The organism is Geobacter sp. 60473, from assembly GCF_036323535.1.
Lineage (GTDB): Bacteria > Desulfobacterota > Desulfuromonadia > Geobacterales > Geobacteraceae > Geobacter > Geobacter sulfurreducens.
In genome coordinates this window covers 741,318-756,924 of sequence record NZ_AP028967.1, presented here as the reverse complement: position 1 = coordinate 756,924, position 15,607 = coordinate 741,318, and the positions used below count along the sequence as shown (strand labels likewise).

15 protein-coding genes are annotated in these 15,607 nt (G+C 59.9%); 12 read left to right on the top strand and 3 right to left on the bottom strand.

The features are described 5' to 3' along the window. Nucleotides 1–226 precede the first annotated feature (226 nt). Nucleotides 227–766: a cytochrome c3 family protein gene (locus AABA48_RS03370; protein ID WP_286352108.1), complete on the top strand. Its 540-nt coding sequence runs from the start codon at nt 227–229 to the stop codon at nt 764–766. Here AABA48_RS03370 and AABA48_RS03365 read toward each other — a convergent pair. Then, nucleotides 721–1,179 (bottom strand): hypothetical protein, encoded by a 459-nt coding sequence (locus AABA48_RS03365; protein WP_286352107.1) that lies wholly within the window; start codon nt 1,177–1,179, stop codon nt 721–723. The genes AABA48_RS03370 and AABA48_RS03365 overlap by 46 nt on opposite strands. Nucleotides 1,180–1,508: 329 nt before the next feature. Here AABA48_RS03365 and AABA48_RS03360 point away from each other — a divergent pair, with 329 nt between their 5' ends. Further along, complete coding sequence (locus tag AABA48_RS03360; protein ID WP_119333075.1) at nt 1,509–2,423, top strand: HDOD domain-containing protein; 915 nt, start codon at nt 1,509–1,511, stop codon at nt 2,421–2,423. 63 nt (nt 2,424–2,486) lie between these two features. On the opposite strand, the gene AABA48_RS03355 is transcribed toward AABA48_RS03360, so the two are convergent. Together AABA48_RS03355 and AABA48_RS03350 are read right to left on the bottom strand one after the other, a co-directional pair. Then, complete coding sequence (locus AABA48_RS03355) at nt 2,487–4,775, bottom strand: sensor histidine kinase (protein ID WP_286352106.1); 2,289 nt, start codon at nt 4,773–4,775, stop codon at nt 2,487–2,489. A gap of 157 nt (nt 4,776–4,932) precedes the next feature. Continuing rightward, complete coding sequence (locus AABA48_RS03350) at nt 4,933–5,895, bottom strand: hypothetical protein (protein ID WP_286352105.1); 963 nt, start codon at nt 5,893–5,895, stop codon at nt 4,933–4,935. A gap of 200 nt (nt 5,896–6,095) precedes the next feature. On the opposite strand from AABA48_RS03350, the gene AABA48_RS03345 reads away from it, so the two are divergent. From AABA48_RS03345 to AABA48_RS03300, 10 genes are all read left to right on the top strand, one after another. Next, on the top strand, nt 6,096–7,544 hold the full coding sequence (locus AABA48_RS03345) for a tetrathionate reductase family octaheme c-type cytochrome (RefSeq protein WP_286352104.1): 1,449 nt from the start codon (nt 6,096–6,098) through the stop codon (nt 7,542–7,544). A 25-nt stretch (nt 7,545–7,569) separates the two neighbouring features. Further along, nucleotides 7,570–7,716 carry a hypothetical protein gene (locus tag AABA48_RS03340; protein ID WP_286352103.1) on the top strand — a complete coding sequence of 49 codons (147 nt, stop codon included), beginning with the start codon at nt 7,570–7,572 and terminating at the stop codon, nt 7,714–7,716. A gap of 70 nt (nt 7,717–7,786) precedes the next feature. Beyond that, on the top strand, nt 7,787–8,146 hold the full coding sequence (locus AABA48_RS03335; protein ID WP_286352102.1) for a hypothetical protein: 360 nt from the start codon (nt 7,787–7,789) through the stop codon (nt 8,144–8,146). 230 nt (nt 8,147–8,376) lie between these two features. Next, nucleotides 8,377–9,165, top strand: a complete 789-nt coding sequence (locus AABA48_RS03330; RefSeq protein WP_286352101.1) for a trehalose-phosphatase — start codon at nt 8,377–8,379, stop codon at nt 9,163–9,165. A 32-nt stretch (nt 9,166–9,197) separates the two neighbouring features. Next, complete coding sequence (locus tag AABA48_RS03325) at nt 9,198–10,346, top strand: Na+/H+ antiporter NhaA (RefSeq protein ID WP_286352100.1); 1,149 nt, start codon at nt 9,198–9,200, stop codon at nt 10,344–10,346. A gap of 85 nt (nt 10,347–10,431) precedes the next feature. Continuing rightward, nucleotides 10,432–10,779 carry a hypothetical protein gene (locus AABA48_RS03320; RefSeq protein ID WP_286352099.1) on the top strand — a complete coding sequence of 116 codons (348 nt, stop codon included), beginning with the start codon at nt 10,432–10,434 and terminating at the stop codon, nt 10,777–10,779. A 165-nt stretch (nt 10,780–10,944) separates the two neighbouring features. Further along, nucleotides 10,945–11,508 carry a peptidoglycan-associated lipoprotein Pal gene (gene pal / locus AABA48_RS03315; protein ID WP_286352098.1) on the top strand — a complete coding sequence of 188 codons (564 nt, stop codon included), beginning with the start codon at nt 10,945–10,947 and terminating at the stop codon, nt 11,506–11,508. Nucleotides 11,509–11,533: 25 nt separating this feature from the next. Further along, nucleotides 11,534–12,076, top strand: a complete 543-nt coding sequence (gene purE / locus AABA48_RS03310; RefSeq protein WP_286352097.1) for a 5-(carboxyamino)imidazole ribonucleotide mutase — start codon at nt 11,534–11,536, stop codon at nt 12,074–12,076. Between the two features lie 51 nt (nt 12,077–12,127). Beyond that, nucleotides 12,128–12,763, top strand: a complete 636-nt coding sequence (locus AABA48_RS03305; protein WP_286352096.1) for a carbonic anhydrase — start codon at nt 12,128–12,130, stop codon at nt 12,761–12,763. 60 nt (nt 12,764–12,823) lie between these two features. After that, nucleotides 12,824–15,568, top strand: coding sequence for a phosphoenolpyruvate carboxylase (locus tag AABA48_RS03300; RefSeq protein ID WP_338271113.1), 2,745 nt, complete (start codon nt 12,824–12,826; stop codon nt 15,566–15,568). The last annotated feature ends 39 nt before the right edge of the window (nt 15,569–15,607 follow it).

The window sequence follows — 15,607 nt, the reverse complement described above, 5'->3', positions numbered from 1 at the left end:
GTTCAGGAACGTGACGGCCTTGCACAGCCAAGCGCATCAGCCTCGCAACAACCGGCCCGAGCTCTGACCTGCCCCGCCTCGAAGTCCTGGGAGCAGCCGGACAACCAGCCATCATTATATCCGGCTGAGTGAATATCCTGGTTGATAAGTCATTTTTAATTATGATACGTTAGCATTGCCTGCAAACGACCTGTCAGCCAGATATCTACTCAAAGAGAGGATAGCCATGCCTTCTTTCCTCACATCCCTTCGCACCGCGATACCAGCGACACTGGCGGTTCTCTGCTTGCTACCTCCCGCAGCCTCGGCGCTGACCCTGACCAGCAACGATTGCCGTGCCTGTCATATCGGCTCCAACCTCGACCGGCACCACCGGCTTATCTCAGAGACAGGGATGGAATGCCTCGCCTGCCACCAGCTTCACGATCTGCCGGCCGGCGGCTACTCAATCTTACTTTCCAGGGAATGCCTGGCCTGCCACAATGCCACCGTGCACAACGGCGTTAGCCACACCGTAACAACCCCCTCCGACTGCGCCCGCTGTCACCGGGAATCGCTGGAGGCTACCCACACTGAAAACGGCTGGCATGGCGGCGATCCGGTCATCAACGCAGAAATCTTTCCCTGCCTGCGGTGCCATACGAGCACCTCGGCGTCGATCATCGGGACCATCTCCGCAGGATTGGCCGGCGAGGCGATGAGTTGCATGAATTGTCACCCCTACGGCATGAAACGCAGTCGAGGCACCTCCTCAGTCCGTCGCTGACTGCTCCGCACCTTTTCCCCCACGAGTAGCGCCTGAAGCAATGCAACCGGATTGACGCCATAGCGACGCGCGGCGTCACCGAGTCTTTCGTCCGGGCCGAGCGTCACTCCCCGCTGTTGCAGCTTGTACCGGGCATGCCTCGGCTCGATCTCCAATTGCCTGCACAGGCCATCAAGCGTCTTTTGCCCCACGTCAGTTCCCTCGAACGTTTCATAGACCAAGTCCATGGTATAGAGGGCTTCCGGCTCTGTCCGTCCACTCGTTGACAGTTGACGGGCATGAACCGCAGGAAACACCGAAAAGGAGAAAAGCTCCGCCTGTCCGGCCAGCAGTCCGTCATCGGCATGGGAGGCCAGGTGGAGAATACCCACCGCTGTTGCCATGCATATCACGACCAGCACAACAAGAATCATGACAAACGCCTGTGTCCGCTTACCATCCGACCTCACCTCAACCAACCTCTTTTCCTCCTCCCGACCAGTCAGTAGACGACATCGCCAAGACGAAATCAAAAGACATGCCGCCCTGCAATCGCCCGCCAACAACCTGTTTTAATTCAAAATTTATAATTTTAAACCACAACAAAACACCTAACTGCATGCAATAGCTGCACTTTGCTGCGCTGAATTTGCACAATTACGCCTTTTTGCCGTGCATACGGGGTGTCAAACGGGCTAATGTAATGTTAACTAGTGGAAATAGGGGCAATAATATGGTATGGTGAGTGTCATTGGAGGCTATGATGGATATTTCCGGACGCGACGTGGAAACCCGGCTTACCCTGGCACGGGAATTCATGTCTGGGGTCGACGAACTGCCGACCGTCCCTGACATTGTTTTGCGAATAGCAGGCAAGCTTAATGACCCCGACGTCGCCATCGACGAAGTGGCGGACTTGCTTTTGCAGGACCAGGTACTGACCGCTCGGGTTGTGCACCTGGCCAACTCTCCGCTTTACAGTGCCGCACGCCCGATCAGCTCAATCAGGGATGCGGTCATTTACCTGGGTCTCGATCTGCTCAGGGAAGCGATTTTCACCTGCGCCATCGTGGACCTGTTCAAAACGGGCAAAGGCCCCCTCAACCGATCAACGCTCTGGGCCCACTCGCTGGGTGTTGCCCGCATTGCCAAGCTTATTGCCGAACGCACCGGATTTCTTAATCCCGTCAACGTCTACGTGGCTGGGCTGCTCCACGACGTGGGCGAAGTTTTCATCAATTTTTTCAGGGGCAAGGAATTTTCACAGGTGGTCACGCTGGTCGACGAGGAAAAGATCACCTTCGGCCAAGCGGAAGAAAGGCTGTTCGGTACTTCTCATTGCGAGGTGGGCTTCGCCTTAGCCAAGCGATGGAGTTTGAACGAATTTATCTGCGACACCATCCTCTATCACCATGACATCGAGGCGGTTCCCTACAAGCAGGCCGCCATCGTGGCGATGGTCGCCTTTGCGGACGAATACTGCACCCTGCGGCGACTTGGATTCGAGGGGCACAAACCGGTTGATTCGGTCCGCACGCTTCTCGAAAACCACCCGTCGTGGGGCGTTATTCGCAGGTCACTGGGCGGGTCGGACTTTGACGAGAAACTGATTGTTGCCGAACTTGACGGCTCCATCGTTGAGATCCGGGCTGCCGTCGACGAACTGTTCCTCCTCTGAGCTATCACCGGCCCTCCCCCGCGCGCCACTAACCGCATCATCTCCTTCCCCACCCAACCGCTATCAGATTGTGAAGTAGAACACGGCACCGGCCCCAGGTGCACTCTCGGCCCAGATGCGTCCCCGGTGCCGGTTGATAATGCGCCGGACCGTGGCAAGGCCGATGCCGGTTCCGGCGAATTCGTCATCACGGTGCAACCGCTGGAATGGTCCGAACAGCCTATCGGCAAAGGCCATGTCGAAGCCCGCTCCGTTATCCCTCACGAAAAACGCCGGCTGCCCGTCGGTCAGAGAACCGAACTCAATTTCGGCCAGCAGCGACCTACTCGTATATTTCCATGCATTTCCAAGCAAATTTTCCAGAACAATGCGCATCAGCTGGGGGTCCCCCGTGGCGGCGAGTCCATCGGCAATGGTAATCACTGTATTCCTGTCCGGCTCGGCCTCGCGCAAGCCGGCCACGACCTCGCGTGCCATGGCGCTCATGTCGATGGGCATTCGCTTGACGTCACCCTGCCCCAGCCGCGACAGGTTGAGCATAGCTTCGATCAGCTGCTCCATCCGTCGAGCGGATGCGTTCATCCGCTCGATGTACTCGAGAGCCTGCGTATCGAGCTGCCCGCCGTAGTCTTCCCGAAGGGCGAGGCCATAGCCGGCAATATGCCGCAGGGGTGCTCGCAGGTCATGGGAAACCGAGTAGCTGAACGCCTCCAGTTCTCGATTGGCGGCTTCCAGGGCCGCCTTCTGCCGCATGAGATCCTCGTTCAGCCAACCGATCTCCTCCTGCGCCTGGGCCCGCTGCTCAATTTCCGCCATGAGACGGATGTTGACCGACTCCAGTTCGGCGGTCCGATCGGCGACGCGCTGCTCAAGGCCCGCATTGAGCCGGCGGACCTCTTCCTCCGCCCCTTTACGGGCCGAAATATCCTCGATGACCATGATGAAATACTTAGGCTTGTCAGATGAATCCAGCAGCACCGATGCCGTCTGGTTGACCCAGACGTGGGCCCCCCCTTTGCGGAGATAGCGGTTTTCTGCGGCACACGAACGCTTTCCGTCAAGAAGTTGCTGCCGGCAGGATTGGCAGCTCTCCAGATATTCCGGACAGGCAATATCGGCAACGGTCATACCGAGCAATTCGTGCTCGGCATAGCCGAGGATGTCGCTGAAGCGGCTATTGAGCCTGATGAACCGTCCATCCATATCCACATGGGCAATACCGACCGCAGCCTGCTCGAACGTACTGCGAAACCGCTCTTCGCTCTCGCACAGGCTCTCGGTCCGTTGATCAAGGGACGTCACCATCTCGTTAAATGCGGTTGACAGCGCAGAGATCTCGTCACCGGTATCGGGCAGGGGAAACCGTCGGTCGGCGCCCTCCTTTTCGGAAAGCCCACGGATATGGTCGGTGAATGCTGTAAGTTGACGAGTGAGATAGCCGATCGACAGGGAGATGAGAATGATCAGCGCGCCAACCCCCGCCACCGTAAAGACCCCTATAACAACCCGGGCGGCACGTATGGGTGCCAGGACCTCTTTTTCCGGGTAGTTCGCCATCACCACCCAATCCTTCAACGCCAGTTTGCGCGCCGTGGTGAACATGGGAACGCCCTTGTTGTTCACCGTGCGCCGGGTGCCGGAAAACCCCTTGACGGCATCAGCCACGAGATTGCCGTGGAGGGGGCCGATCTGATGCAGGATACACTCGCGCTCAGGGTGCACTATCAATGTCTGGTTAGCCGTTGCCAGCTGAAGATAGCCTGTTTTGCCGATGCGAAGGGTACCGAAACGCGACAGCAGGTTCGTCTCGCGAAGGGCTATGGTCCCGGCGAGAACTCCCCGCACCTGGTTGCCCGGGCCAAAAATCGGCGCGGTCATGACGATTTCCGAAGAATGGGGCGAGATGCAGCAGGTCGTTATCTCGGAAATAAGGGGAATTCGTTTCCTGAGGGTTTCGCGGATAAACGGAGTTTCGGAAAAATTGGACGGAGGGTTGCTTCCGGGAACGTTATGGGATGTGGCGATCAGCCGTCCGTCGGCGGAGATAACCAGCAACCGGTTGCCGAACAGCTTGTTGAGGCTTGTCCTGCTCTGGAGGAATCGCCGGGTTCGTTCCGGGGAATCGAGGGCGTCGGCGGGAACGAATGTGGCGCTGGCAACGAGAAGCCCCTGGGCAATGCCGAGGGTGTTGTCGATTTCGCCGGCAATGTAGCTGACCAGCGAACTTTGCTGATTGACAATGGTTTCGTTGAGTTTGCGCTCGAAATAGCCGACCGCGACGACCGCCATGAACACGGCGAACAAAACCATCAACGCCGAAATGGCGAGTGTCATTCTTTGTTTGAGATTCATTACCCGAACCCACGCGGTTTTGTTGCCGAAGCAAGGCAAAACGCCTTCAGAGCTGCGTATTCAAGCCCCCTCCATGGTTCATGGCCGTTCGCATTATCGTTGATACCGATCAACTCGCTACACTACATTTATATATTCACATTGTCAATTATACAAATTAATTCACCACCTGCGCCGCCGCGCCACTTCCACCACCGGACGCCCGTTTCCTGTCCAACTCACGGATGAGGTCGTCATAGGCAACCAGGTTCTTTATGAGGGGGAGATCCTTTTTCGCTGATTCTTCGAAAAGCCTGAGTCGTCCGTTGAAGCCCGCAGCACGGTTCCTGAGTCCTTCGATACTGGCAGCCAGGTAACTTTTATCGTTTTTATAGGCGTCGTTGCGGGTGACGAACGCCTTTGTCTTTGCCCAGTATTCATCAGTATTTCCCGCGTAGTGATCAAGGGTTTCCAGAAACGAAAGGGTGGATGCTGAAACATCGGCCGACGTCCGCAACTTGGCCTGGACATCGGTCATGGCGCGCAGGAGTTCGCCGTCGGCATAGCGGGCAGCAGCTGAGACCTTGACGGCATCGGGGCGGACAGGGTCTATGGCGTCGACCATGGCCAAGTACCTGTCGGAAGTCTTCAGGTACGAGGCAATGGAGCCGGAAGCGGCGTTCAGGGAGAGAACCCCTTGGGAAACAAATTTGGTCAGGACTGAGGCCTGCCCCGCATAGGGGATCGGCAGGACCCGGGCAAAGCCGGCAACCACGGAGCCGGCCTGGATGTACTTTTCGTAGCCGGCGAGACTTGAACTCATCCAGGTGACGAATTTCTCGAAGTCTGCCATGGATTGGCGCTGTGCGCGGGTGTTGGCTGAGAGTTCCTGCAGGTGGCGCACATTTTTTGCCAGCAATTCATCGCTGGAAACGGTGGGACTGCACTCCATCTCCCGGATTTTCTGCTCCAGCCTGATCTGGAGGGTCTGAAGCTCCTCCACAAGTTTCTGCCGGCGTTCAAGCGACTCCTCACACGTGAGCGATGCCGGCGGCTCAACCGCCGCCTCGGACGCATTCCCCTCGGCCCCGCGGCCGAGCATTATGGCCGTGCAGGCCATGACAAGCACTCTTCTTTTCACGGCTACCTTCTCTCTTTGCGGATGGTGATTATCTCAGCGCCGCATACTACTCCGCAGCGCGGGAGACTGTCCAGTTCTTCATGCCGTGCGTGCCAGACGAAAAGGATTGGCCCGACACAACAAAATATTGACACGTTATTATACATATGTTTATATATGCTGTCTTCTATATTAATCTGCAGGACGGGGGTAATCAGCGCATGAGGATGAAAACGGGAGCAGTCATCGCAGCATCAGCCATCACAATGGCCGCCATCAGCGCCTTTGCCGGCGCGGATCACGCGGAATTCGTGAAGGGCCCCTTCAAGACCGGCCAGGACGTGACCAAGGCCTGTCTCGAATGCCACTCCGAGGCCGGGGATCAGGTACTTTCCTCATCCCACTGGAAATGGAAGGGACCGCCGAAGCTGGTGAAGGGCCTGGAGAAAAGCACGGTAGAGTACGGCAAGGCAAACCTGATCAACAATTTCTGCATCTCCATCGAGGGCGGCGACCGGTGCGACAACCAGGAGTTCTGCGCAAAATGTCATCCGAGCTATGGCTGGACCGATAATACATTCGACTTTACCAATAAGAACAATATCGACTGTCTCGTGTGCCACACCAGCGACCGGCAGTACAAGAAGGGGCTGGCCGGGCAGCCCGATCCCAAGGCCATTGCGGCGGGCAAGCTCGATTTGGAGAAGGCGGCCCGGAATGTAGGCAAGCCGGGGCTTGCGAACTGCGGAGTCTGCCACTTCTACGGCGGCGGCGGCGACGCGGTGAAGCACGGCGACCTCGACTCGACCATGGAGAAGCCCAAGCGCGATCATGACGTCCACATGGGCACCACCGAGAGCGGCGGACTGGGCATGACGTGCCAGCAGTGCCACAAGACGAGCCACCACCAGATCGCCGGCGCCTCCACCTTCCTGGCCACCTACTCGGAGCGCGTTGCGTGCGAGGAGTGCCACACCGGCGCCAATGCCCCTCACCAGAAGTCGAAAAACGGCGCCCTCATCAACCGCCACCTGGCCACGGTTGCCTGCCAGACCTGCCACATTCCGGTCTTCGCCAAGGGACAGGCCACCAAGATGAGCTGGGACTGGTCAGACGTGGGCAAGGATATCGAAGCCGGCGAGCAGTTCGACAAGGAGACCTTCATGAAGCACAAGGGAACCTTTACCTGGGGCAAAGATGTCGTTCCCGCCTATGCCTGGTATAACGGGACCATTGAGCGGTACCTGAAGGGGCAGAAGATCAAGGATCCGTCAAAGGTGGTCAACATCTCCAGGCCGCTGGGTGACATCACCGACAAGAAAGCCAAGATTTTCCCCTTTAAGGTCCATACGGGCAAACAGCCCATGGATTCGCTCAGCAACTGCCTCCTGATCCCCCAGACCCACAATGCGCTCTGGAAGGACTATGATTGGGAGAACGCCCTGAAAAAAGGCGCCAAGGGATCCCAGGTCCCCTACAGCGGCAAGTACCAGTTTGTGAAGACCGCCTTCTACGGCAGCATCAACCATGAGGTGGCGTCCCGGGACAAGGCGCTGCAATGCGGTGAGTGCCACATGGGGGGTACCCGGATGAACTGGAAGGCCCTGGGATATAAGGGGGACCCGATGCAAACCGGCGGACGCTTCGCAAAGGCGGCTGCAAAGAAATAGATCGCTTCGTACCGGAGGGCGGCCCATGGCCGCCCTCTTTCATTTCCGCACCTCTTCGACCAACCCGCTTCCCGCCCGCAAGGCCGCGACAACCGGCATCATCCATGTCAAAACACCACTACCAGAGGCCTTTCCGGCGCCAAGCGGCCGGCCAATTAGCGAAGTTATTTAAACGCCTTCAGCGGCGTCAGGCGCCCTTGTTCTTGACAAAAATTATCATAATGTTGTAAAAGATTATCTGTATGCGTACCGTGAGTATTTTCCATACCTGCCTTGCGGCAGTTCTGGCGACGGTCATTTTCATCTTCTCCACCGTCGGGTTCGGCGTGGCATGCCATCTGGTCGTCCCCAAGGTGGTCGACTCGTCCCACCATCACCACACCGACCGGCTCTGCCCCGCCGACGGGGAGCAGAACGACGGCAGCTCGACTCCGGCATCCGAGTGCCCCTTGGCCCACGGAGACCTGACCCCCTGCTGCGCGGATGAGACGATCCTTCCGGCCTATTGTCCGTCCTTCGCCCTGCTCGATGTTCACGACCCCCTGAGAGCACCGCCCCAGGTCTACCTCGACTGGTTTGTCCCGCCCCAGAATCAGGCCTGAAGCGAATCAGCCTTTGGTGCCGTAACGCTCAGACCGGCCATGGGTCCATCGGACCTGGTCAGGTCAAGGCGACACCAGCCGCCGGCATGTCGCCGGCCGACGCTGATTCACCGTTTCTCCCCGTCCCTGTCAACCGATAGTGCGCTCGGCCGTTTTTTATCTTTAATTTCGGCCGCAACAGCATTCCGGGAAACCGCCCGCCGCGGTCCCGGGACAACGGAGGTGCAACGATGCTTACAACAGATTCTCTGAAACGTCTCTGGATTTTCTCTTTCGACCGGACGCTCACCGCTGCCGGAGCCTGCTACGCCAAGGCACGCCTGCACCGGGTGACACGCCAGTTTCTGGAAGAACTCGCCGCGCTTCCCGGCCACCGGGTTGCCGTTCTGTCCAGCCGTCCTCTCGACGATCTCGTTTCCCGCGTACCGATCGAGGGCATTTACCTCGGCGGCAGCTGCGGAACCGAATGGCACATACCCGGCGGCGAATCAATGACCCTTTCGGGCAAGCCCAAGGACATGTTGATGGAAACCCGCGACGCCCTGCTGCCGACACTGCGGGCAGTCGCCGACCTGCCGGGCGTGGAACTTGAGGACCGGCGCTGGTCCGCGGCGCTCCACACACAGGAGGCGAACACCAAGGCACGCCAGACGCTCTTCGCCCGGCTCGCTGCCGTCCTGAAGGGGTGGAGGGTGGCTCTTTACCGGAATACCACCATGGTGGAGATCCAGTTTCTTCCCGAGATCACCATGGCATTCGGCGCTCAAGCGCTGTGCCGGTTCCTGGGATATCGCGGAGACGTGGTCTGCGCCGGCAGTGACGAGAACGATGCCACAGCCCTGCGCTGGGCCCTCAATCAGGGGGGAACGGCGCTCAGCCTCGGCAGGGACCCGCTCGTGCCGGGGGCGCGGCCGGTAGTGGACGTGAGATCCCTGGCCCGTCACGTTCGCGACCTGGCGGGAATCGACGAGCACCATCGGACGAGAATGGCGGGGCGCAGGCTCTGCAATGCCGCATAGCAGTCGTGCATGGCTGACTGAAAGGATAGGATTTGAGAAAAAGGATCAACCTGCTGCGTGAATTTTCGGTGCCTCTGATCGCCGGTGTCGTGGTGGCCCTGCTCTGGGCCAACCTCGACCCGGCCGGCTACCACTCCTTCATTGAACAGCCCTTCTTCGGAAGGATGAGCTTCCACTTCGTGGTGAACGAGCTGTTCATGGTCCTTTTTTTCGGAATAGCTGCGGTTGAAATAACTCAAAGCTGCCTTCCGGGCGGCGATCTGAATCCACTGCGAAAGGCGGTCAATCCGCTTCTGGCGACTCTTGGAGGGGTCGTCGGCCCGGTGCTTGTCTACCTGGGACTTAACGCCATCATCGGCAGTCCGGAACTGACGCGCGGCTGGGGCATCCCCACCGCCACCGATATCGCGCTTGCATGGTTGGTAGCCCGGCTCGTCTTCGGAGCCGGGCATCCCGCGGTATCGTTTCTGCTTCTGCTGGCGGTGGCGGACGATGCCATAGGACTTGCCATCATCGCCGTATTCTATCCCGACCCGAACCATCCGACCGAGCCGATCTGGCTTTTCCTGACGGTCGCCGGCATGGTTGTCGCCTATATCCTCAGGAGCCTGAAATCAAGAAGCTACTGGCCCTATGTCGTCGTGGGGGGCGGACTTGCATGGACCGGCCTGTTCAAGGCCCACCTGCACCCCGCCCTCGCCCTCGTCTTCATCATTCCCTTCCTGCCGCATCCGAGCCGGGAAACGGCTCACCTGTTCGAGGCCGATCCGCGCGACACCTCGACCCTGGCCCGGTTCGAGCATGACTGGAAGATCGTCGTCGACTTCGGTCTCTTCATGTTCGGCCTAGCCAATGCGGGGGTCGGCTTCTCCTCGATGGGACCTGCAACCTGGCTCGTACTGGCGTCTCTCGTGATCGGCAAAACGGTCGGTATCTTCGTTATGGGATACGCGGGCAAGTCCTTCGGCTTTCCCCTTCCGGAAAAGGTCGGTGCCAAAGAACTGGCCATGACGGGACTGGTGGCGGGCATCGGCCTCACCGTGGCCCTTTTTGTGGCCGGGGTGGCCTTTGTGGAGCCGGAAATCCAGGGCTCGGCCAAAATGGGAGCGCTTTTTTCAGGAGGGGTAGCCCTCGTGGCGATTGTGCTCGGCAGAGCGCTGAACGTACGACGTATCCCCTGAACAGGCCGGAAGATTCCGTCTTGACAAATGAATACCCCTGAATATGATGCTGGTGGTTATTGATCGTCACCGAAAGATTCGAGCCATGTACCTTCGCGGTCGCCTGAAAAAAGCCAACGCGCTTCTGCTGCTGATCATCACCCTGCACGTGACGGGGTACTCCCTCATGCTCACGGGACAGATTTTCGCTCCCCTCCAGGAGCAGATCACCTTCAGCAGCAGCGCCAGCTTCGAGGCGGACGACTCCCAGACGGATATTGACGACTTCAAGCCGCCCAAGCACTCTTTTATCGACTACACCACTTACTTCTGCCCCGACCGGCTGGTTCCCATCTACCAGCCCAGCGAATCCCTTCTCCTTTTTAGCGAACCATTCCGGATACCGCCACAGGTTTACCCGGAGATTTTCGTCCCCCCCCAGAATATCGCCTGACGCCCCCTACAACAGAAGAACCATCACAACAACTGTTCATGGCTGTCATGTGACACGGAAGGCCCGGCAATTCCTTGCCCGTGCACTCACCTGCGTGCGTCCGCACCATCCGTTGCCGGCGCGCGACGTGTCGTCTGAAGAGCCATCACACACAAGGAGAATTACATGAAACGACTTTCAACCATGCTTCTCGTCGTTTGCACCATTGCCGTTGCCGCAGGGTGCGCCAAGAAGGAACTCGTAGTGTCGGAGCCTTCCATCGTATCGGTGCCGACGCAGCCCAGTGCACCGGAAACCACCTCGCCTCCGGCAACGCGGATTGAGTCCGGCGAACCCGTTGCCGTAACGGACATCGTGGAAGGCAGTACGTCCCAAGCCGGTGATGCCGCTGTGGCGAGCCCCATGAAAACCATCTACTTCGATTTTGATGCCTGGGTCCTTACCACCACGGCTCGGGAGACCTTGGCCCGCAATGCTGAATGGCTCCGGAAAAACCCCAATGCAGCTGTTATACTCGAAGGGCACACCGACGAACGGGGCTCTGACGCGTACAACCTTGCCCTGGGTGAACAGCGTGCCAAATCCTCCCTGAAGTATCTGTTGAATCTCGGTATCGATGCAGCCCGCATGACCGTGGTGAGCTACGGCGAAGAGAAACCCGCCGTGGATGGCCACGACGAGTCCGCCTGGTCCAGTAACCGGCGCGTCGAATTCATCCCCAAACGCTGAACGCCCAACCCATAGGAGAAACGTAATGAAAAAGACCGTGAAGAAGAGCATGACCGGTGATCTTTCCAGCCGTTCACCATTGGTTGGAATCCTGACCGGCAGTCCCAACGACCTCCCCACGGTGGTCAAGGTTCGGGACACTCTGACGGAACTGGGTATCCCGAGTGAGATCGTGGTGGCCTCAGCCCATCGCACCCCCGACAAGGTCCTCGCCTACCTGGACCGGGCCCAGAAGGAAGGGGTGCAGGTACTCATCGGCTGTGCCGGTGTGGCCGCCCACTTGGCGGGCGTCATCGCCGGACATACGCGGCTGCCGGTTATAGGTCTGCCGCTCGGAAACGGCCCCCTGTCGGGAATGGACAGCCTCCTCTCCACCGTGCAGATGCCCCCGGGCGTGCCGGTGGCCACGGTGGCCATCGACGGGAGCCGCAATGCGGCCATGCTGGCAGCCCGCATTCTGGCCCTCAAGTACCCGGAGATCGACAAGTCCCTGGAAGAGGCAGCCCGCAAGGAGCGGGAGCGCTATGACCTGACCGCTGACGAGGCCTTGGCTAGACTGAAATCCTGACATGACGTGCCGCGCCCTCCTGCTGGGGGGCGCGGCACACACGGAGGACAAATGAAGGACATCGAACGCTTCATAACCGGCTTCCGACGGTTCAGGGAGGACTATTTCGGATCGGAATACTCACCCTTCGAACACCTGAAACAGGGGCAGAGCCCCAAGACCATGATTATCGGCTGTTCCGATTCCCGGGTCGATCCGGCCATCCTCACCGACTGCGCCCCGGGCGACATCTTCACCGTTCGCAACGTGGCCAACCTGGTCCCTCCCTTCGAGGAAAACGGCGGGCTTCATGGGGTAAGTGCGGCATTGGAATTCGCGGTCTGCCACCTGGGGGTCGAGCATATCATCGTACTTGGGCACTCCCAGTGCGGCGGCATTAACGCCCTCATGAAAGGAAGCTGCGGCTGCAAAGGGGGAGGGTTTATCTCCCGTTGGATGTCCATCGCCACACCCGCCCGCGAGCGGGTCCTGGCGGAGCTGCCGGAAAAGGATACGGCCCTGCAGCAGCGGGCCGCCGAGCAGGCTGCCATACTCCTCTCCCTGGAGAACCTCCATTCCTTCCCCTGGATCGACGAACGGGTCGCCCGGGGTGAACTTACCCTCCACGGCTGGTATTTCGATATCGCAGCCGGCGAACTGCTCGAATATCGATCCGAAACCGGTTCATTCGAAAAAGTCGCGAAGTAACCGGACTACACGGGGAGACGGCCAAACCGTCTCCCCGTGCAGCCTCCATGGGAGTTCCCTATGCCTGATCCCATCCCCCCGGGGGAAGCGGAAAAACTGCAACGCGATCTTGACTATCTCATGAACTGCCTCAGTGAGATGCTCGGAGGACTGGGAGAGCATTCCCTTGCGGCAAACCTTCCCTGGACCGGGAAACCCGGAGATTTTTCCGACGATTCCAGGCTCGTCAGGGCATGGTCGATCGCCTTCCAGCTTCTCAACATGGCGGAGGAGAACACCTCTGTACAGTTTCGCCGGACGCGCGAAACGGAGGAAGGAATTGCTGCCGAACCGGGACTCTGGGGAAAGGTCATCGGCCAGCTGCGGGGGCTTGGTATCACCGACGAAGAAATCGCCGGCGATCTGGGGAGCATCCGGGTGGAGCCGGTGCTTACCGCCCACCCCACTGAGGCAAAGCGAGCCTCGGTGCTCAGGCACCTGAGAGAGCTCTACCTGCTGCTGGTCAAACTCGAGAATACTGTCTGGACCCCTGCGGAGCGCCGGGATATCCGCGAAGAGCTCATCGCCATGCTGGAGCGTCTCTGGCACACGGGCGAGGTCCATCTGGAAAAACCTCATGTCCTGAACGAGTTGGATGGAATTATCTACCACCTGCGGGAAATTTTCCCCCAGGTGGTGGCAATACTGGACCGCCGGCTCCGCCATGCATGGAAAGAAGCCGGCCTGGCCGACGCCGACCTCCCAACGGGAAATCAGCTCCCCCGCCTCGGTTTCAGCACGTGGGTGGGAGGTGACCGTGACGGACACCCTCTGGTGACGGCGCAGATCACGCAGCAAACTCTCAGGGAGTTGCGATTGAACGCCCTCATGCTTATCCACGGGCAGCTTACCGCCCTGGGAAGCCGTTTAAGCATCTCCCGCCGTATCCTCCCCCCACCGAAAGATTTCTGCAACCGCATTGGGGAACTTGCCGACCGACTCGGTCCGCGCGGGGTTGAGGCCATGAACCGCAATCCCGAAGAGCCGTGGCGCCAGATGGTCAACCTCATGAAGGCCATGGTGCCGGTGGAGGTAGACGGTGCGGGCCAGACCCTCTGCGAAGAAGGGAGGACTCAGTACCACCGGTCGGAAGAGCTGGCGGAGGATCTTCGGCTCCTCAGGAAAAGCCTCGAAGCGGTTGGGGCCTCCCGCATCGCCCGGGCCGACGTGGTTCCGGTGCTCCGCGCGGTGGAGGTTTTCGGCTTTCACCTGGCATCCCTCGACATCCGTCAGAACAGCCACTATCACGATCTGGCGGTCGAACAGCTCATGGCGGCAGCGGGCATGGCCGAAACCGGTTTCGCGGAGTGGGACGAGGAGCGCCGTCTCGCCTTCCTCAACCGGGAACTGGCATCCCCTCGCCCCTTTGCCCGCCACGACTGCCGGCCCGGCAAAGAAGCCGAAGCGGTGGTCGACTGCTACCGAGTCCTGGCGGCCCACATCCGCAGGCACGGCACCGACGGACTCGGGGCCCTGATCGTCAGCATGACCCGCAGCCTCTCGGACCTGCTGGTGGTCTATCTCCTGGCCCGGGAAGCAGGTCTCACCTCCACGACGGCCGAGGGGCAGCTCTGCCTCCTGCCGGTGGTGCCCCTCTTCGAGACCATCGACGATCTGCGCGGCAGCGCCGGGATCCTCGGCGCCTTCCTGGACCATCCCATGACGCGCCGCACCCTGGACCATCTGTGCGGGGCCGAACGGGTCCAGCAGGTGATGATAGGCTACAGCGACAGCAACAAGGATGGTGGTATCATCGCCAGCCTCTGGGGCCTTTATCGGGGTCAGGAGGCCATGGTCGAGGCAGGACGCGCCAGGGGAGTCCGGCTCCGCTTTTTCCACGGGCGCGGCGGCACCATCAGCCGGGGAGCCGGTCCCACGAGCCGCTTCCTCCGGGGGCTTCCCCACGGTTCGGTGGATGGCGACCTGCGCCTCACCGAGCAGGGTGAGGTTATAGCCCAGAAGTACTCAAATCCCTTGAACGCGGCCTACAACCTGGAACTGCTCCTGGCCGGGACGGCAGGGGTGACTATCTCCCAGAACCGCCGCCCCCGACAGGTCCCCCCCCTGGAAACGGTCATGGACCGGTTGGCCGAGACCAGCCGCTCCGCCTATGAACAGCTCGTCACCACCGAGGGGTTCATCACTTTTTTCCGCCACGCGACCCCAATCGACGTGATCGAGTCGAGCAGCATCGGCTCGCGCCCCGCGCGGCGTACCGGCGGCGCCACCCTGGCCGATCTGCGGGCCATTCCCTGGGTCTTCAGCTGGAGCCAGTCCCGCTACTATCTTTCGGGCTGGTTCGGCGCCGGCACCGCCCTCGAGCGGCTCAAGAACGATGACGAGGCCGCATTCCGCGAACTCGTTCGCAACTCCCAATCCTGGACCACCCTTCACTACATCGTGGCCAATGTGGCAACCAGCATCGCCACCGCCAACCCGGCCATTATGGAGGACTATGCCGGCCTCGTCCCCGACACGGCGCTCGGGGAGCGGATTTTCTCCCTGATCGTCGACGAGTACCGGCGAACCAACCGGATGCTCGAGGAGATTTACGGCGGGACCCTTGAGGAACGCCGTGCCGCGGTCCATGCAGCTTTCCACCGGCGCCACGAGGCACTGGCTGTCCTCCACCGGCGCCAGATAGAGCTTCTCGGGCGATGGCGGCTCGAACAGACAAGCACGGCTGATGCCTGCTCCGATGAGCTTCTCTTCCGCCTCCTGGAAACGGTCAACGCCATCGCCGCCGGGCTTCGAACAACCGGCTGAGCGCTGCAATCCCACCCGTTACCAAACGTCAAATCAGAG